The 15,402-nt window shown below is 66.3% G+C and carries 22 protein-coding genes and 1 tRNA gene; 18 read left to right on the top strand and 5 right to left on the bottom strand.

Annotated features, from left to right (window positions below):
• Positions 1-37 precede the first annotated feature (37 nt).
• From BCL79_RS09290 to BCL79_RS09330, 11 genes are all read left to right on the top strand, one after another.
• Positions 38-556: a hypothetical protein gene (locus tag BCL79_RS09290; RefSeq protein ID WP_259462133.1), complete on the top strand. Its 519-nt coding sequence runs from the start codon at positions 38-40 to the stop codon at positions 554-556.
• Positions 553-837: a winged helix-turn-helix domain-containing protein gene (locus tag BCL79_RS09295; RefSeq protein ID WP_147433877.1), complete on the top strand. Its 285-nt coding sequence runs from the start codon at positions 553-555 to the stop codon at positions 835-837. Before BCL79_RS09290 ends, BCL79_RS09295 begins: the two co-directional genes overlap by 4 nt.
• Positions 834-1,058, top strand: coding sequence for a hypothetical protein (locus BCL79_RS09300; RefSeq protein ID WP_121040227.1), 225 nt, complete (start codon positions 834-836; stop codon positions 1,056-1,058). The genes BCL79_RS09295 and BCL79_RS09300 overlap by 4 nt, the downstream gene beginning before the upstream one ends.
• Positions 1,055-1,390, top strand: a complete 336-nt coding sequence (locus BCL79_RS20080; RefSeq protein ID WP_147433878.1) for a hypothetical protein — start codon at positions 1,055-1,057, stop codon at positions 1,388-1,390. The genes BCL79_RS09300 and BCL79_RS20080 overlap by 4 nt, the downstream gene beginning before the upstream one ends.
• Positions 1,387-1,566 (top strand): hypothetical protein, encoded by a 180-nt coding sequence (locus tag BCL79_RS20085; protein WP_147433879.1) that lies wholly within the window; start codon positions 1,387-1,389, stop codon positions 1,564-1,566. Before BCL79_RS20080 ends, BCL79_RS20085 begins: the two co-directional genes overlap by 4 nt.
• A complete protein-coding gene (locus tag BCL79_RS09305; RefSeq protein ID WP_121040229.1) occupies positions 1,563-1,748 on the top strand; it encodes a hypothetical protein in 186 nt (61 codons plus the stop codon). The genes BCL79_RS20085 and BCL79_RS09305 overlap by 4 nt, the downstream gene beginning before the upstream one ends.
• Positions 1,748-1,993, top strand: coding sequence for a hypothetical protein (locus BCL79_RS09310; protein ID WP_121040231.1), 246 nt, complete (start codon positions 1,748-1,750; stop codon positions 1,991-1,993). Before BCL79_RS09305 ends, BCL79_RS09310 begins: the two co-directional genes overlap by 1 nt.
• A gap of 78 nt (positions 1,994-2,071) precedes the next feature.
• Positions 2,072-2,575: a hypothetical protein gene (locus BCL79_RS09315; RefSeq protein WP_147433880.1), complete on the top strand. Its 504-nt coding sequence runs from the start codon at positions 2,072-2,074 to the stop codon at positions 2,573-2,575.
• 12 nt (positions 2,576-2,587) lie between these two features.
• Positions 2,588-3,496, top strand: a complete 909-nt coding sequence (locus BCL79_RS09320; protein ID WP_121040235.1) for a recombination-associated protein RdgC — start codon at positions 2,588-2,590, stop codon at positions 3,494-3,496.
• Positions 3,497-3,498: 2 nt separating this feature from the next.
• Positions 3,499-4,038, top strand: coding sequence for a hypothetical protein (locus BCL79_RS09325; protein ID WP_121040237.1), 540 nt, complete (start codon positions 3,499-3,501; stop codon positions 4,036-4,038).
• Positions 4,035-4,811: a hypothetical protein gene (locus tag BCL79_RS09330; protein WP_121040239.1), complete on the top strand. Its 777-nt coding sequence runs from the start codon at positions 4,035-4,037 to the stop codon at positions 4,809-4,811. The genes BCL79_RS09325 and BCL79_RS09330 overlap by 4 nt, the downstream gene beginning before the upstream one ends.
• Before the next feature lie 5 nt (positions 4,812-4,816).
• Here BCL79_RS09330 and BCL79_RS20090 read toward each other — a convergent pair whose 3' ends face one another.
• Entirely contained in the window at positions 4,817-5,047 is a 231-nt protein-coding gene (locus tag BCL79_RS20090; protein ID WP_147433881.1) for a hypothetical protein, read from the bottom strand.
• 184 nt (positions 5,048-5,231) lie between these two features.
• Between BCL79_RS20090 and BCL79_RS09335 the strand changes: the two genes are divergently transcribed.
• From BCL79_RS09335 to BCL79_RS09355, 5 genes are all read left to right on the top strand, one after another.
• On the top strand, positions 5,232-5,843 hold the full coding sequence (locus tag BCL79_RS09335) for a hypothetical protein (RefSeq protein WP_121040241.1): 612 nt from the start codon (positions 5,232-5,234) through the stop codon (positions 5,841-5,843).
• A complete protein-coding gene (locus BCL79_RS09340) occupies positions 5,836-7,743 on the top strand; it encodes a DNA cytosine methyltransferase (protein ID WP_121040243.1) in 1,908 nt (635 codons plus the stop codon). The genes BCL79_RS09335 and BCL79_RS09340 overlap by 8 nt, the downstream gene beginning before the upstream one ends.
• 100 nt (positions 7,744-7,843) lie before the next feature.
• Complete coding sequence (locus tag BCL79_RS20480) at positions 7,844-8,167, top strand: hypothetical protein (protein ID WP_259462134.1); 324 nt, start codon at positions 7,844-7,846, stop codon at positions 8,165-8,167.
• 55 nt (positions 8,168-8,222) lie between these two features.
• On the top strand, positions 8,223-8,627 hold the full coding sequence (locus BCL79_RS09350) for a hypothetical protein (RefSeq protein ID WP_121040246.1): 405 nt from the start codon (positions 8,223-8,225) through the stop codon (positions 8,625-8,627).
• A complete protein-coding gene (locus BCL79_RS09355) occupies positions 8,614-8,868 on the top strand; it encodes a helix-turn-helix transcriptional regulator (RefSeq protein WP_121040248.1) in 255 nt (84 codons plus the stop codon). The genes BCL79_RS09350 and BCL79_RS09355 overlap by 14 nt, the downstream gene beginning before the upstream one ends.
• Before the next feature lie 77 nt (positions 8,869-8,945).
• Here BCL79_RS09355 and BCL79_RS09360 read toward each other — a convergent pair.
• The 4 genes from BCL79_RS09360 to dtd form a co-directional block, all read right to left on the bottom strand.
• Positions 8,946-9,021 (bottom strand) — tRNA-Ile (locus tag BCL79_RS09360).
• 57 nt (positions 9,022-9,078) lie between these two features.
• Positions 9,079-10,479: a type II toxin-antitoxin system HipA family toxin YjjJ gene (gene yjjJ / locus BCL79_RS09365; protein ID WP_121040250.1), complete on the bottom strand. Its 1,401-nt coding sequence runs from the start codon at positions 10,477-10,479 to the stop codon at positions 9,079-9,081.
• A gap of 314 nt (positions 10,480-10,793) precedes the next feature.
• A complete protein-coding gene (rpoD, locus tag BCL79_RS09370) occupies positions 10,794-12,641 on the bottom strand; it encodes an RNA polymerase sigma factor RpoD (protein WP_121040252.1) in 1,848 nt (615 codons plus the stop codon).
• Between the two features lie 89 nt (positions 12,642-12,730).
• A complete protein-coding gene (gene dtd, locus BCL79_RS09375) occupies positions 12,731-13,171 on the bottom strand; it encodes a D-aminoacyl-tRNA deacylase (RefSeq protein ID WP_121040254.1) in 441 nt (146 codons plus the stop codon).
• A gap of 86 nt (positions 13,172-13,257) precedes the next feature.
• Between dtd and BCL79_RS09380 the strand changes: the two genes are divergently transcribed.
• Both BCL79_RS09380 and ribA read left to right on the top strand, forming a co-directional pair.
• Positions 13,258-14,175: a lauroyl acyltransferase gene (locus BCL79_RS09380; protein WP_121040256.1), complete on the top strand. Its 918-nt coding sequence runs from the start codon at positions 13,258-13,260 to the stop codon at positions 14,173-14,175.
• Between the two features lie 68 nt (positions 14,176-14,243).
• The gene (gene ribA / locus BCL79_RS09385) at positions 14,244-15,377 is read left to right on the top strand and encodes a GTP cyclohydrolase II RibA (RefSeq protein WP_183073711.1); all 1,134 of its coding nucleotides are present in this window, start codon (positions 14,244-14,246) and stop codon (positions 15,375-15,377) included.
• Positions 15,378-15,402: the final 25 nt, after the last annotated feature.

Raw genomic sequence — 15,402 nt, forward strand, 5'->3', positions numbered from 1 at the left:
TGGTAATCTGCATCCGTCTCTTACGCCGGATGCAGCTATGCAGATCTCAAAGCGCCACCGCTTGGCCGTACGCCTGGGCTTGCCAACCCTCGCCTGCTTCATCGTCTTGGCCGTTGCGGCCTGGGCCGTTCCCGGCGAAGCGCCGGCAGCGGATGGCGCTGAGGACGCCCCCGACAGGCTGGTGATCACCAGCCCGCGAATCTGCGCAGCCTTGGCTGTGTACGAATTGGCCGCCGCCGACGATTGGGCCCTGCGCGCCACGGTGGCAAACACCAGCCTCAACGCTTTCCGCGACGCGAGTCGTGTGCCCGACTGCGCGCCCGGCATCACCAAAGCCCTCACCCAGAACTTCCAGCCTGCACGCTGGCAGCTAGCCCTCGACGCGGCCGATGCCGTGCTGAGCGGCTCCTACCAGGTTTCCCCCGCGGCATGCGTCCGGGCCAATGCGGTTTTCCCCCTGCCGACCGCAGACGGCAAATTGCCGAGCACGCACGCCGTGCTAACCCGGGCGCAGTGCGTGATGCACGACCTGGCTTTCATCGAGGTGGCGCCGTGATCACCGGCCTTCGCACTGAGCCGCGCGCCGCAATGGTCGGCGGCGCCCGCCTGCCACTCAGTCCTACCGAGTCAAAGGTGCTGCAACTGATCATCGATGCGGGCGAAGCTCCCATCAGCCGCGCCTCGCTGGAAGAGAAGTTGTACGGCGCCAACACCCGCAAGTCGAACACGGTGGAAGTAACCATCTGCCGCCTGCGCCAGAAGCTGGGCCAGCACGGCTACCGCATCAACGCCACCCGCAACCGCGGCTACACGATCAGCCAGGACGGTGCCGCATGATCGCCGCCATTACCTACCCGCTCGCCGAGCGCGCGGCTGGAGCAGCGAAGGCCGTAGCCACCGCCGCCGCCAGCATGGGCTTCTCTCCCAATCAGGCAGCAGCTGCCGCAGACGTTGCCGCCTTGGCCGTGCTGGATCGCCGAGCCAGCGCCGGCCGGGCCATCGCCGACGTGCGAAAGAATCTGCGCCGAATGCTGCGCGCCCAAGGCGGTGCCGCATGAGCCGCCAGTACCGCGACAATCGCCTAGCGCTGGATACCAGTCTCTCGGTGCTGGAAGACGCAGCAATGGGCGCCTTTAACGCCGGCTGGGACGCATATCCGCCGGGTGCGCTCTGCGTCGTTCGATCGCAACGCTATGGCCATGCCCCTGTCGAACGGGAAGCACTGATCGTTGGCACCACCGTCGACTTGCACGTGACCTGCAACGGCAAGCCTTGGGCATCGGTAAGTGTACGAACGAAGAACCTGAAAACCGGCAAGTACCGCGTTTTCTACCCATCTGTCGAAGTCGCCGGTATGCCGAGCATTCGCGTCGAAGGTGGTGACTCGTGACCGAGCACGACTTCATTGAACACATGCGCATCGGCATCCCGCCCCTCGCGCGCCCGATCGCGCCTGCAGCCCACCGGTGCGAATGCGACCCGACCAACAACCATATGTGCGACGACTGCGAGGCCGTCGACCACGCGCTGCGCCAGCACGCCAGGAGCGAGGACCACATCGAATGAGAGCGCCTGCAATCAAGCTGCCGGCCCCGGCCCTGAACCAGGACCAGCGCGCGGCATTGGATCGTGCCAAGAGGCCGCGCCGGCACCCGTACCGCATCCACCAAGCCAGCGGCCAGGCTCTGCGCGATGCAGCGGAGCGACTTGAGCGCATCGCGCCGGGCATGCACAGGCTGGTGCGCTGATGGACGGCCTGCATCTCTTGGGCGGCGGTCATGACGCCGTGTTCGCCCGCACCGTCCGACCGACCGCAGAGCAGCGCATGGAGCGGTACCGGGCTGCACTGGTCGCTCACCCTGATCGCTTCCATGGATTGCGCGTGCAGTTCGGCGAGATGCACCAGCGCGCGCTCAAGGCCGGCCACCGGATCAATTACGCCGGATGGCAGAAGCGTATGCCTGCCCTCTGGCCGCGAACGCAATCTCGCTGAGCCGTCGGCGTCACGGACCGACGCCATCCAACCCATCCGGATCGACCGGATCAACAACGACCTCAAGGGCAACTCCCGATGACCCATAAGGATTATGAACCCGGTGCCGTTCCACCCACCGGTGCAGCAAACAGCCCGACAACGCCGGCAGTGCGGCATGCACAGGGAGCCAATGAGCACTCCCACCAGCCGGCGGACAACGCCCCGACCATCGTTGTCGATTTCGCCCAAGAGCCCGAGTTCCCTGAGAAGCCGAATGGCGATGCACCCAAGGTCGAAAACGTTCGGCACCAGGTGGCCGCCTATGTGGACGGCTACGGGCTCGCTAAGAGCACCCTCCCCGCTCGCGTCGTGGTGAACGCTGCGGACCTGAGGCACTGCGTCCGCCGGATCCTGAGCCGCATGCAGCGACCGCGCCGAGATAAAGCCAAGGCCGATTGGCTGGAACGCCGCAAGGCCGGATCGAAGGAGAAGTGGCGCGACGCGCGCCCCGCACCGCTCACCGCCGCAGCACTGACCTGGCGCGGCATCCCCATCGAAGGCGTCGGATACACCCGCCACCGCGCCGTTGACAAGACCTGATCTGGAGATCACATGTTCCTTCGCAACCTGATCCTGTTCCGCTTTCCGACCGCCATCGATTTCTCCGAAGTGGATGCGCTGCTGCCGCAGATGCAGCTGAAGCCGGTTGGCCCACTGGAAATGACCTCACGCGGGTTCATTTCACCGTTCGGCCGGGAGGAAACCGCCGTCCTGTCCCACCGCATCGGCGACTGGCTGTGGCTCACCGTCGGCACCGAGAAGAAGATCCTGCCTGCCTCGGCGGTCAACAACCTATTGGCAGCCAAGATCGAGAAACTCGAGCAGACCGAGGGGCGCAAGCCGGGCGGCCGTGAGCGGAAGAGTATGAAAGACGACCTCCTGCACGAGCTGATGCCGCTCGCCCTGATTACCTCTGGCCGCACCGACGTGTTCTTGGACATGAAACGCGGGGTCGCGTTCGTGGATAGCAGCAGCCGCGGCAACGGCGAGAGCGTTATCTCTGATATCCGCGCCCTGCTGGGCTCCTTTCCTGCCATGCCACTGAACGCCGAAGTCCCCACCCGATCGGTGCTGACCGGCTGGATCGCTGGCGAGCCCCTGCCGGAAGGCCTGAGCCTGGGCGATGAAGCCGAACTGCGTGATCCCGTCGAAGGAGGCAGCGTAGCCCGCCTGCAGAAACAGGAGCTGCTGAGCGATGAGATCGGCCGTCACCTGGACGCGGGCAAGCAGGTCACCAAGCTTGCCTTGGTCCTGCAGGACAACCTGTCTTTCGTGCTGGGCGATGACCTGATTTTGCGGAAGCTGAAGTTCCTGGACGGCGCGCTGGACAAGCTGGCCGATGCCGACGTGGACGGCCGGCGCGCGGAACTGGATGCGCGCTTTGCGCTGCAGACCGGTGAGTTGGGCCAGCTCTTCGACGTGCTGGCCGCCGCCTTCCGCATCAGCAGCGCGGGCGCCTGAGCATGCAGACGCCGACCGTCGCCTCTACGGTGCGCGCCATGCGCCGCGCTGGCGCCGCCGGCGAGCCGGTGCCGGCGGAGGTAGCGGCTGCCTGGGCAAAGGTCTTCATGGAGCAGCTGTATGGCTCGCAGAAGCCGGTCCGCTACGAATGCCGGCGGCGCGGCAGCAGAGAGCCCTGGGAAGAGGCCGAGCTCGAGGACGTGGCCAACCCGCGGCGCCGCAATCTGATCATTCGCGCGCTCTACCTGCACCCGCCGGTCGGAAGGCAGGAGCACCGGTGGCCGCCCGGAAGCAACGGTGATGGCCGATGCCTGGACTGCGACGAGGCCGAATGGCTCGCAGGGCCGGACTGCCGGCCGCACGCCCCGCTCCGCGACCACCGCTCATCCGTGCCCTTCCGCATCACCTGGCTGATCGAGCCGCTCGAAAAGCTCCAGTACCTGACTAAGTTCCTCGGCCCGACAGACCGCGCCAAGTGGCGCAACGAAACCACCTACCTCATCGACCGCATCAGAGACCACGAGAAGGGAAGCCAGCCATGACAACCGAGAAGCCCGCCGCGCCACTCAGCACCAGCGATGGCGCCCGCTGCTACATCGCTCACTTCTTCGCGCGCGAGATGCGTCGACACGACTTCACTACCTACATCGCGACTGAACTGGCTGCCGACTTCGCATGCGCGCTGGCCCAGTACCTCGCCGCAACTGGCAAGCAGCCGGTTGGCGAGGTGCAGGGGGATGCGCGGGCAAAGTGGCTGGAGGTTCGTGGTCTGGCCGCGGGCATCGTCAAGAATCTCGAAGCATTCGCCGCATCGCCGCACAAGGCGGCATGGTGCGGGGCGCTGGATGATTCGCTGTCGTTCGCTGATCAGATCGAAAAGGATGCGGCCGCCGCCCTCGCTGCCCGCCAGCCGGTTCGCATCTACGGTTGCTGCGCGCAGCCGGAGGGTGAGCTGCACACTGCCGAATGCCCGAACATGCGTCACCTCGCCGCCCGCCAGCCGGGGGCGCAGCCGCCTGTCGGGCAGGTACGCACAAGGGTCGATGGTGGCTTCATCGCCGAGCTGTTCCCTGGCGTGGCGGATCGCGTGAGCAACATGGCACCGCTTTATGTCGCTGCGCCCGCGCAGGGCATCGACCTGGGGCCGTTCCGCACCCAGGTTGCCGAGTTGCTGCGCATGGAGTTCGATCTGGAAGTCGCAGATCCGGAAGACCACCGGCACGACGATGGGGCAAGCGAAGCCGAACGGATCGCCAGCAAGATCGCGGCCCTGATCGACCAGCGCGATGCAGCGCCGGGGGTGGGCAATGGCTGAGTTAGTTACTCATCCTCAGGGAGCGATTCCACCACTTTCAGTGCTTGGTTTTTCGCAAGGATCAGCGCCTCGCCAGGATACGGACAAATGTCCGTGCTTCCCCGGGCAACCGAACGGTCGAAATTGCACTGATGAGCATGGTAAATCGCCCAATGCCCAGTCCATTGGCCCGCAGCACAACGCTGCTCGCCAGTCGCACTCCAGTGAACAAGATATGGACCAACGAGCTCGTACATCTGGCAGTTCCTCCCTGATTGACGTCGGCGTCCACGACTGTGCCGCCACGCCTTCGAGTTGCCTATTCACTAGCCAGTGTAGGAAAAGTCCGTCACAGACACTGCAGGCTTGTGATCACCCTACCACCCTGGCCACCGTCAAGCCGCCGCGTGACCGGCGCACCAGGCTGCGGGAGGACGTGTAATGCGCGAGCGACCCATCCTGTTCAACGGCGCCATGGTGCGCGCCATCCTTTCTGGCGCGAAGACGCAGACCCGGCGCGCGGTGAAGGGCGTCGCGCTGGACTGGCTCGGCAAGGCCCAGTTCACGCCCGAGTACGTCGCCAGTCCGGGCAACGACCTTTGCCCCTTCGGCCAGCCCGGCGACCGGCTGTGGGTGCGGGAGAGCTTCACCGACCTGCGCGGCACTGGTATCGAGCATCGACCCAATATTGATGGCCCCATCCAGCGCTATGCCTATTCGGCAGACACGCTGCCGGGCTCGCCTGGCGATTACGCCCGAAAGGACTACGGGATCAAGTGGCGGCCCAGCATCCACATGCCGCGCGAAGCATGCCGCCTGGTGCTGGAGATCACCAACGTGCGCGTGGAGCGGCTGCATGACATCAGCGAGGCCGACGCGCTGGCCGAGGGGATCGATCGCGAGGCCATGAACGGTTATGCGCGCACCGGCATGCACAGATCCGCAGGATTCGCCTTCCGCGACCTGTGGACCAGCACCGGCGGCGGCTGGGTCAGCAACCCGTGGGTGTGGGTCATCGAGTTCAACAAGATCAACGAGGTTTCCAATGGCTGATGGCTCCCGCTCGTTCAATTTTCCGCTGCCGCAGCGCTCGCGCCTGCGCGCCGGTGAGATCGTGGTCGATCTGTTCGCCGGCGGCGGCGGCGCCAGCGAGGCGCTGAAGCAGGCGCTGGGCCAAGACCCGGCGCTCGCCTACAACCACGACGCGCTGGCGATCGGCATGCACGCGGCGAACCACCCGCTCACCAGCCACCACCGCGAGGACATCTGGCATGCGGACCCGCGCGTTGACGTGGCCGGCCGCGCGATCGGATGGTTCCATGCCTCGCCGGACTGCACGCACTTCAGCCAGGCTAAGGGCGGCCAGCCGCGCAGCCGGAAGACCCGTGCGCTGTCCTGGGTTGTGATTAAGTGGATCGGCATGCTGCTGCGCGCTGACCTGGTCAACGGCACCAACACCGCGCCGCGCATCTTCTCCATGGAGAACGTGTGGCAGATCCTGACCTGGGGCCCGCTGATCGCCAAGCGCTGCAAGACCACCGGTCGTGTCCTGAAGATGGACGGCACCGTTGCTGAGCGCGGCGAGCGTGTGCCGGTCGAGCATCAGCAGCTTGTGCCGGACAAGAGCCGCACCGGCCGTACCTGGCGCCAGTTCGTCGCCGCGCTGCGTGCGCTGGGCTACGTGGTCGAATGGAAAAAGCTGGTGGCGAGCGACTACGGCGCCGGCACCAGCCGGGTGCGCCTGTTCCTGCTGGGCCGTCGCGACGGCGAGCCGATCGTGTGGCCTGCGGCAAGCCACGGCACCGCGCCGGGCCAGAAGCCGCGCGTATCGGCCGCCGACTGCTTGGACTTCAGTATTCCCTGCCCGTCCATCTTAGGGCGCAAGCGGCCGCTGGCCGACGCCACGATGCGCCGCATCGCCAAGGGCACCATGCGCCACGTCATCCAGTCTGCGGACCCGTTCATCGTGCCGGTGACACACCAGGGCGCCGACCGCGTCCATGGCGTGCACGAGCCGCTGCGCACCATTACCGCCGCCAATCGCGGCGAGCTGATGTTGGCGATGCCGGAACTGGCGCCCTTTATCACCGAGCATGCCAACGCCAGCACCCAGCGGACCATGGATGCGAGCGACCCGCTGCGCACGATGTGCGCCGGGGTGAAGGGCGGCCACTTCTCGGTGGTGACACCGATCCTCGCCGGCGTCGGCGGGCGCGCTGGCCAGTCCGAGCCGCGGTCAGGTGGCGATCCGCTGCACACGACGACCGCCAAGGCCGACACCGCGCTGGTGGCGCCGCACCTGGTGAAGTTCCGAGGCGACAGCATCGGCACGCCCGCCACTGAGCCAGTGCCAACGATCACCTCGGGTGCCGGCGCCGCCCGCCCGGCTGGCGCTGCGCACGCGCTGGGCGTATCCACCGCCTTCATGGTCCAGGCCGCGCACGGCGAAGGTCGACCAGGCGGTGCACAGCGCTGGGGAGCTGGCAGCAAGTCCGCCGATCTGCCAGTTGGCACGGTGACCGCCAGCGGAAACGGCGGCCAAGCGGTTGCAGAGGCAGAGCTGGCAGAGCTATCGCCCGAGCACCACGAGGGCGCGCTGCGGGTGGCCGCCTTCTTGGTCAAGTACTACGGCACCGGCGCCAACGTGCCGAGCCTGACCGATCCCGCCGACACGATCACCACGAAAGACCGGCTGGCGCTGGTCACGGTGGTCATCAAGGGCACGCCCTACGTCATCGTCGATATCGGCCTGCGCATGCTCAAGCCGCACGAGCTGTACCGCGCGCAGGGCTTCCCGGTGGGCTACATCATCGATCGCACTGCCAACGGCACCCCGCTGACCACCAGCGCGGCCGTACGCATGGTCGGCAACAGCGTCAGCCCGCCGCCGCTGCGCGCCCTGGCAGAGGCAAACCTGGACCAGGTGGCGCTGCCGCTGGCGGAGGTGGCCTGATGAACTCCATCACCCAAGCCAAGCAAAAAGCGCGCGTGTTGATCGGAGAGGCGCGTACTCGACGGCAGCTTGGACTCGACCTGGCACTTGGAGACGTCCCATGAGCCCCGGCCCCAAAGCCGCATCCGTACGCGCCGCCCTGCGCGGCGCCGCCCCCGCGCACGTCACAGTGCGCGACATGATCCGCCGGTACTGCCGCGAGCACGGGAAGCAGTTGTCCTGCCTCGCGCCCGCATGGGACTGCAAAGTACTCAGCGTATGGCGCGTGTTCGGCCGCAGCCGGCCTCTGCTTCCGCGCCAAGTTGAGGGGGTGATCACCCTGCTGCAGCTGGATGAATTCGACGCCAACGATCTGCGCCTCCGCGCCGCGCGCGAGGCCGGCTGGAGTATCGACCCATCGATGCTGCTGCAGGGGGATGTTTGAGCAATCGCAGAAGCACGTGCAGATCCATCGAAATGCATAGGAAGGAGGAAGAGCCTTGAATAATGAGCACATCGCCACGGAGAGCCGATCTCCACTGGCCCACCAGCAGCGCACTGCGATCGCGGTTGCAGCAGCACTTGAAACCGCCCTCACCAGTGCGGAACAGTGCGCCGGCGGCGGATGGTCGCTGACTTTCACGTTCGTGGGAGAGCCGCAGCTGCAGGCCGCCCGCGATGCTTGGCGCGCTTACGCCGTCGCCACGATCGACACGCCGGCTCCGCTGGCGGAAACAGCGAGCCAGAGGCTGACGGCCCAGATCGGCCTGGCCCTATTCAACGACCCAACCCTGGATCTGATGCAGATCGCAAACCAGGTGAACATCGCCCGCGCGGCGTCACAAGCCGCGCTGCTGCCGATATTCCCATCTGAAGAAACGGAGGCTCGTCATGGGCGCAGCTGAAACTATCCCCGAAGTCCTGCTGAAGCTCGAGCAGGTTGAAGCCCAAACCGGGATGAAGAAGAGCTACATCTACCGCGAGATGGAAAAGGGGACGTTCCCACCCAAGCACAAGATCGGAGGCGGAACGCGCTGGTATCAGAGCGATGTTCAGCGGTGGATCCACGCACGCCGTCGCGCCCCTCTGTGGACCCCGGAGAACGCGGTGCAGGTGGCGGCCAACTGTGACGGCAGCGGAGCCTAAACGGTCACCGAGCGGTCACCGGACGGCGCAGGCTTGACGACGAGGGCACTGCGGTTGATCCTAAGTGCCTGATTCGATGGTGGGCCCAGAAGGATTCGAACCTTCAACCAAAGGATTATGAGTCCTCTGCTCTAACCGTTGAGCTATAGGCCCTTGCGGCCGCACAGTGTAGTGGAGGCCCGCAGGCGCTTTCCACTGCAGGGTGTCACATCAGCCGAAACGCCGCCCCATCGCCTGCACCCGACGCGCATTCTCCGCCGCCAGCTCACGCAGCCCGCCCGAGCGCAGCAGCGCCGAACCCGCCACGCGCTGCCAGTAGTCCACCGCCAGCGGCGCTGCCCAGTGCAGGTGCGCGAGCTGGCCGCTGCGCTCCGGCGCGATGGAGGCGAGCGGCGTAGCCGCACGCAGCACCCCTGTGCGCGAGGGTGCCAGTGACATCGGCAACATGTCATACGCGGGCGCCAACGGCAGCGGGCCGCGATCGACCAGGTGGAAACCCAGATTGCCCTGATGCATGTCGCTGTTGCCGATCAGCCGGCCGAACGCGTGCAGCCTTCCCATCGCGGCCTGCGTGTCGCGATCGACCCAGCCCTGCGTCAGCAGCGCGGCGGCGGCGGTCCCCCAGTCCACGGTCACGTCACCGACGAAGGCCGAGGACAGCGCCAGCAGCGAGACGAAGCCGCGCCGGCCCAGCACGTCGACGGTGCGGTCGAAGCGCTGCACCTCCAGGAACGTATGCGTGTCGGTCTGGAGTATCTCGGACACCGCTGCGGGCACGCCCCCGTCGCGCAGGCACTGCAGGGCGAGGTGCTCGCAGACCAGCAGGTCTGCCCAGCGTTCGGCGGCCTCGCCTGCGGTGGGCTGCGCGAACTTCACCAGCGCCGCATAGCGCCCTCCCTCATGCTCCACCGTGGCAGTGAACTTCGGTTGCTCGCCACCCGGCGACGATCCGACGTCTTCGCCTTCCAGTGCCGCTGCGGCGCGCTCGGGATAACGACGTGCGCGCTGCCCCGCCAGGACGTGATCGCCAGGCGCATCAAGCGCGCGCAACGCCATCTGCACGGCATCGCCGCCCAGCAGGAGGTCACCGATCTCGGTGCCGCCTGCACGTACCAGCGCCTGGAGGGTGTCACCCAATTGCCATCGATTGAGGTCGTCGGGGACGCCCAGGTCACGCCCGCGACGATGCGCGAACGTACGCCCGAGAAAACCCTGTGGCCGCAGGTCGTCCAGGTACCACGGCAGCCCCGGGAAGTGGCCATCGACGGTCTCGTCTGGCGAACGGGTCAGATTGGGGCGTGCGGCGGTGGTCGCCACGTGGAAGGTCTCGCCCGTGAGTGCCACGACCGTGCCCAGTTCTTCAAGGGTGGCGTCCGGCCCCAGCCGGAACAGCGGCCACTCGCTGCCCGCGGCGGTCTGCTGGCGGACGGCATAGGCCGTGGCGCGGGTGCGGCCAAGTCGCACCAGGCGGTCCCCGGCCTCGGCGACAAGACGACTCAACGTTGTCCGGGTAACCCCCAGGCGATCGACGAGATCGGCAGCTGAGACGACCTCGCCAGCAGGCAGGTTGTCGAACAGCGTCTGGAGCTGGACGGTACGGGGACGGGCCATGGCCTGAGTTTCGGGACGAGTTAAGTTACGAATCTATACGCCAATCTTCGGCGAACCGCAACCCCATTTAACTTATAAGCCATTGATTGAAATAACATCACCCCGGAGAACACCGAGAAAAAATCCGCAATTAAGTTACGAAACACGCAACGAAATCACCAAATCAGCCTAGCGATCCCAACCCCGCCGAACAGCCGCTCCATTCGCTGTGCCGCCGCCCAGTTCGAGTACACCACGCGGCGCCACCTGCCCCAAAAAAACAAACCCCGCTTGCGCGGGGTCTGTCGGGTTTCAACGCGATGCGCCGGTATCGATCAATCGATATCCAGGAAGCTGCGCAGCTGCTCGGACCGGCTCGGGTGACGCAGCTTGCGCAGCGCCTTCGCTTCGATCTGGCGGATACGCTCGCGGGTGACGTCGAACTGCTTGCCCACTTCCTCGAGGGTGTGGTCGGTGTTCATGTCGATGCCGAAGCGCATGCGCAGCACCTTGGCTTCCCTCGGGGTGAGGCCGGCCAGCACGTCGCGCACGGTTTCAGACAAGTTGATGTTGGTGGTGTTCTCGATCGGGGACTCCACGTTGGTGTCCTCGATGAAGTCGCCCAGATGGGAATCCTCGTCGTCGCCGATCGGGGTTTCCATCGAGATCGGCTCCTTGGCGATCTTCATCACCTTGCGGATCTTGTCTTCCGGCATGTCCATTTCCTTGGCCAGCTCCTCCGGCGTAGCCTCGCGGCCATACTGCTGGAGCATCTGACGGGAAATGCGGTTCAACTTGTTGATCGTTTCGATCATGTGCACCGGGATACGGATGGTGCGCGCCTGATCGGCGATCGAACGGGTGATGGCCTGGCGGATCCACCAGGTCGCATACGTGGAGAACTTGTAACCACGGCGGTATTCGAACTTGTCCACGGCCTTCATCAGGCCGATGTTGCCTTCCTGGATGAGGTCGAGGAACTGCAGGCCGCGGTTGGTGTACTTCTTGGCGATCGAGATGACCAGGCGCAGGTTGGCTTCGACCATTTCCTTCTTGGCCTTGCGTGCACGCGCTTCGCCGTAGGCCATGGCGCGGCTGATTTCCTTCAGCTCGTCCAGTTCCAGCCAGGTGGTCTTCTCGATGTCGATCGTCGCCTGCTGTTCGGCGATGATCTGATCCTTCACGTCACGCAGGGCCGAGGACCACTTCTGCTTGCGCTTCAGTGCGTCTTCCACCCACTCCAGGTTGGTCTGGTTGCCTTCCCACGAGCGGATGAAGTCCTTGCGCGGCATGCGCGCGGTCACGGTCGCCAGGTTCAGCACGCGGCGTTCGTGGGACTTGATCGAGGCCATGACGTCGCGCAGCTGCTTGACCAGCACATCGGTCAGCGGCAACGGCAGCTTCAGGGTCACGAAGACGGCGGCCATGTCGTCGCGCAGCTTGGCCAGCGGCTTGCGGTCGCCCTTGGCAGCGGCCTTCTTGAACGCGGTATACGCATCGCTCAGGGCCTGCATGCGGCGTGCGACTTCTTCCGGATCCGGACCGGTCGGGCCGGCCTCTTCCTCGACGTCGTCGCCGTCATCTTCTTCATCGGCGTCATCGTCAGCGTCGTCGCTGGTGTCTTCGGCCACGGCCGGGGCCGGGACTTCTTCGACCAGGTCGTTGAAGCCGACGATCACTTCGGCCAGGCGCTTCTTGCCTTCCTTGTGCGCGTCGTAGTCGGCCAGCAGCGATTCCACCGATACCGGGAAGGTACCGAGTGCGGCCTGGACCTGGCCCAGACCTTCTTCGATGCGCTTGGCGATGGCGATTTCGCCTTCGCGGGTCAGCAGCTCGACGGTACCCATTTCGCGCATGTACATGCGCACCGGGTCGGTGGTGCGGCCACCTTCGGTGTCGAGCGCGCTCAGCGCGGCAGCGGCTTCTTCGGCCGCGGTGTCATCGACTTCGCGGTTGCCGGTGTTGCCATCGTTGAGCAACAGGGTTTCTGCATCGGGCGCAACTTCATGGACATCAATGCCCATGCCGTTGATCATGCCGATGATATCTTCGATCTGCTCCGGGTCGACGATGTCGTCGGGCAGATGGTCATTGACTTCGGCGTAGGTCAGGTAGCCCTGTTCCAGGCCCTTGCTGATCAGAAGCTTGATGTCGTTTTGCTGGGCAGGACGTTCGTTGGCCATGTAGTGCTCGCGCCACCGGCTGGGAGAGGGAATAGAACCTAGCATTATACCAGCCCGGCGCCCCGCGTTCCCGGGCGGTGGTCCCGGGGCTAGGGTCTGAGCAGGAAGGTCACGGGACCATCGTTGACCAGGCTGACAACCATATGGGCACCAAACTGGCCGGTTTCCACCCCCGGGGCGTGTTTTTGCCTGCAGATCTCGACCAGTCGGTTGAATCCGCGTTCAGCCTCCGCCGGCGGCGCGGCGGTACTGAAGCCCGGCCGCATCCCGCTGGATGTGTCGGCCGCCAGGGTGAATTGGCTGACCAGCAGCACTCCGCCGCCGGTATCACGCAGCGACCGGTTCATTTTTCCGGTCTCATCGGCAAAGACACGATAACCAAGCAGGCGATCGGCCATCCGGGCGATCTGGGCCTCGGTGTCACCTGGCTCCATGCCCACCAGGGCCAGCAGGCCGGGGCCGATCTGACCGACAACGGCCTCATCGACACGGACGCTGGCTTCGCTGACGCGCTGGATCAGAACAAGCATGGACAAGGCTCCGCTAGCTGAAGGCGGACTACCTTAACGTGCCCGCGCGCCGACAGGCTGGTCGCCAGCGGCTAGACTTTGCGGTGATGAAACCGCACACCACCGCCCGCCTGGCCTACCGCGCCGCTGCCCTGTTCACCCGCCTGCCCTGGCCCTGGTTGCGTGCCTTCGCCAGCGGCCTGGCCTGGCTGTGGATCCGTCTCAATGCCCGTGAGAGCCGCGTCACCCGCCGCAACCTCGAACTGGCCTACCCCGAAATGGACGAGGCCGAGCGCACCGTGCTCCACCGCGAGGTGCTGCGCTCGACCGCGCTGCAGGCCATCGAGACCCTGCGCCTGTGGACCCAGCCACGCGATCGCAATCTTGCGCGGTTGACCGAGCGCCACGGCGAGGCGCTGTACGACGCAGCCCTGGCCGCCGGCAAGGGCGTGATCGTGGCGGCCCCGCATTACGGCAACTGGGAGCTGCTCAACCAGTGGCTGGCCTCGCGCGGGCCGATCGCGATCGTCTACAAGGCCCCGGATGAAGCAGTGGGCGATGCCTTCCTGCAGCTGGTCCGCGGCGGCGACAACGTCCAGCAGGTCCGCGCCGAAGGCCCGGCCGTGCGCCAGTTGTTCAAGGTACTCAAGGACGGCGGTGCCACCGGCATCCTGCCCGACCAGCAGCCCAAGGCCGGCGACGGGGTGTTCGCGCCATTCTTCGGGGTGGAGGCGCTGACCATGACCCTGGTCAACCGACTGGCCGAGCGCACCGGCGCGACCGTGCTGTACGGCTGGTGCGAGCGGATCGGCCCGGGCATGGCGTTCGCCCTGCACATCGAGGCCACCCCGCCGGCCGTGGCCGATCCGGACCCGCGCACCGCGGCCACCGCCCTCAATGCCGGCATCGAACGCATCGCCCGGCGCGATCCGGCGCAGTATCAGTGGACCTACAAGCGCTATACGCTGCGCCCACCGCAGAGCGGCGAGGACGACCCCTATGCCACCGAGGACCATCCGCACTGACTGCGACGCAGCGTCGCGCCCTTGGTGCGATTGAATCGCCGCGATCCGTCCCCACTGTGGAAACCACGATGTCCCCCACGGCCCCTGACATGTCCCCTGCTTCTTCCCTGTTCGGCGATCCGGCCGCGATCCGCTGCGAGCGCGCGGTGGCCGAACTGCGTGCCGGCCGCCCGGTGGTGATCGACGATGGCCACGGCCAGCGCCTAGCCTTCATCGCGCTGGACAGCAGCACCCGCACGAGCTTCAGCGCCTTTGCCGCGGCCGCGGAAGACCGGCACTACCTGTTCCTCACCGCCACCCGCGCCCGCGTGCTCGGGGTGAGTGCCGACCGTGGCGCGCGCGTGCCGCTGGCCGGCATCGATTTCGATGCCCTGCCCTCGCTCAGCTACCTGCGCGACCCCGGTGCGATGCCCCCGGGCTGGACCGGTGGCGAAGCGCTGGACGACGGCGCGGTGGAAATCGCCCGCCTCGGCCTGCTGTTGCCGGCGATGGTCGGCGTGCTGTTGGCCGCCGATGACCGCCGCTTCGACGACTGCGCGCAGGTCTCGCTGTGCGATCTCAGCCAGGGCGCCGAACAGGCCGCGCATGCGTATGAGCTGGTGGCCCGCTCGCCGGTGCCGCTGCGCGAGGTCGGCATGACCGAATTCGCGGTGTTCCGCGGTGGCGTGGCCCAGCGTGACCAGGTCGCGATCATCGTGGGCACCCCGGATCTGTCCGCCGTGGTGCCGGTTCGCGTGCATTCCTCCTGCCTGACCGGCGATCTGTTCGGTTCACTCAAGTGCGACTGCGGCGACCAGCTGCGGCGCGGCCTGCGCAAGCTCAAAGAGCTCGGCGGCGGCGTGCTGCTGTACCTGGACCAGGAAGGCCGCGGCACCGGCATCGCCGCGAAGATGCGCGCCTACGGCTACCAGCACGATGGCCTGGACACGATCGACGCCGATGCCCAGCTCGGCTTCGGTGCCGATGAGCGCCGCTACGGCAGTGCCGTGGCGATGCTGCAGGGCCTGGGCGTGAGCCGCGTGCAGCTGCTCAGCAACAATCCCACCAAGGCCCAGCGCCTGCGCAATGCCGGCATCGACGTGGTGGACTGCATACCGGTCACCGGCGACATCACCGCCGAGAACGAACAGTACCTGCGCACCAAGGCCGAACGCGCCGGCCATCTGCTCGATGTCGACGCACTGATCCAGGCCGCGCAATAGCCCACGGCAACCTGCTACCGTCTGC

Source organism: Stenotrophomonas rhizophila (assembly GCF_003651185.1).
Classification (GTDB): Bacteria; Pseudomonadota; Gammaproteobacteria; order Xanthomonadales; family Xanthomonadaceae; genus Stenotrophomonas; species Stenotrophomonas maltophilia_Z.

Bases quoted from the DNA above. Each gene is read 5' to 3' on its own strand.
- BCL79_RS20480 (WP_259462134.1), top strand. From the start codon at position 7,844: ATGAGCCCCGGCCCCAAAGCCGCATCCGTACGCGCCGCCCTGCGCGGC.
- BCL79_RS09310 (WP_121040231.1), top strand. From the start codon at position 1,748: ATGGACGGCCTGCATCTCTTGGGCGGCGGTCATGACGCCGTGTTCGCC.
- BCL79_RS09290 (WP_259462133.1), top strand. From the start codon at position 38: ATGCAGATCTCAAAGCGCCACCGCTTGGCCGTACGCCTGGGCTTGCCA.
- dtd (WP_121040254.1), bottom strand. From the start codon at position 13,171: ATGCTTGTTCTGATCCAGCGCGTCAGCGAAGCCAGCGTCCGTGTCGAT.
- BCL79_RS09340 (WP_121040243.1), top strand. From the start codon at position 5,836: ATGGCTGATGGCTCCCGCTCGTTCAATTTTCCGCTGCCGCAGCGCTCG.
- yjjJ (WP_121040250.1), bottom strand. From the start codon at position 10,479: ATGGCCCGTCCCCGTACCGTCCAGCTCCAGACGCTGTTCGACAACCTG.
- rpoD (WP_121040252.1), bottom strand. From the start codon at position 12,641: ATGGCCAACGAACGTCCTGCCCAGCAAAACGACATCAAGCTTCTGATC.
- BCL79_RS20080 (WP_147433878.1), top strand. From the start codon at position 1,055: ATGAGCCGCCAGTACCGCGACAATCGCCTAGCGCTGGATACCAGTCTC.
- BCL79_RS20090 (WP_147433881.1), bottom strand. From the start codon at position 5,047: ATGTACGAGCTCGTTGGTCCATATCTTGTTCACTGGAGTGCGACTGGC.
- BCL79_RS09320 (WP_121040235.1), top strand. From the start codon at position 2,588: ATGTTCCTTCGCAACCTGATCCTGTTCCGCTTTCCGACCGCCATCGAT.
- BCL79_RS09335 (WP_121040241.1), top strand. From the start codon at position 5,232: ATGCGCGAGCGACCCATCCTGTTCAACGGCGCCATGGTGCGCGCCATC.
- BCL79_RS09305 (WP_121040229.1), top strand. From the start codon at position 1,563: ATGAGAGCGCCTGCAATCAAGCTGCCGGCCCCGGCCCTGAACCAGGAC.
- BCL79_RS09300 (WP_121040227.1), top strand. From the start codon at position 834: ATGATCGCCGCCATTACCTACCCGCTCGCCGAGCGCGCGGCTGGAGCA.
- BCL79_RS09330 (WP_121040239.1), top strand. From the start codon at position 4,035: ATGACAACCGAGAAGCCCGCCGCGCCACTCAGCACCAGCGATGGCGCC.
- BCL79_RS09315 (WP_147433880.1), top strand. From the start codon at position 2,072: ATGACCCATAAGGATTATGAACCCGGTGCCGTTCCACCCACCGGTGCA.
- BCL79_RS09325 (WP_121040237.1), top strand. From the start codon at position 3,499: ATGCAGACGCCGACCGTCGCCTCTACGGTGCGCGCCATGCGCCGCGCT.
- BCL79_RS09355 (WP_121040248.1), top strand. From the start codon at position 8,614: ATGGGCGCAGCTGAAACTATCCCCGAAGTCCTGCTGAAGCTCGAGCAG.
- ribA (WP_183073711.1), top strand. From the start codon at position 14,244: ATGTCCCCCACGGCCCCTGACATGTCCCCTGCTTCTTCCCTGTTCGGC.
- BCL79_RS09380 (WP_121040256.1), top strand. From the start codon at position 13,258: ATGAAACCGCACACCACCGCCCGCCTGGCCTACCGCGCCGCTGCCCTG.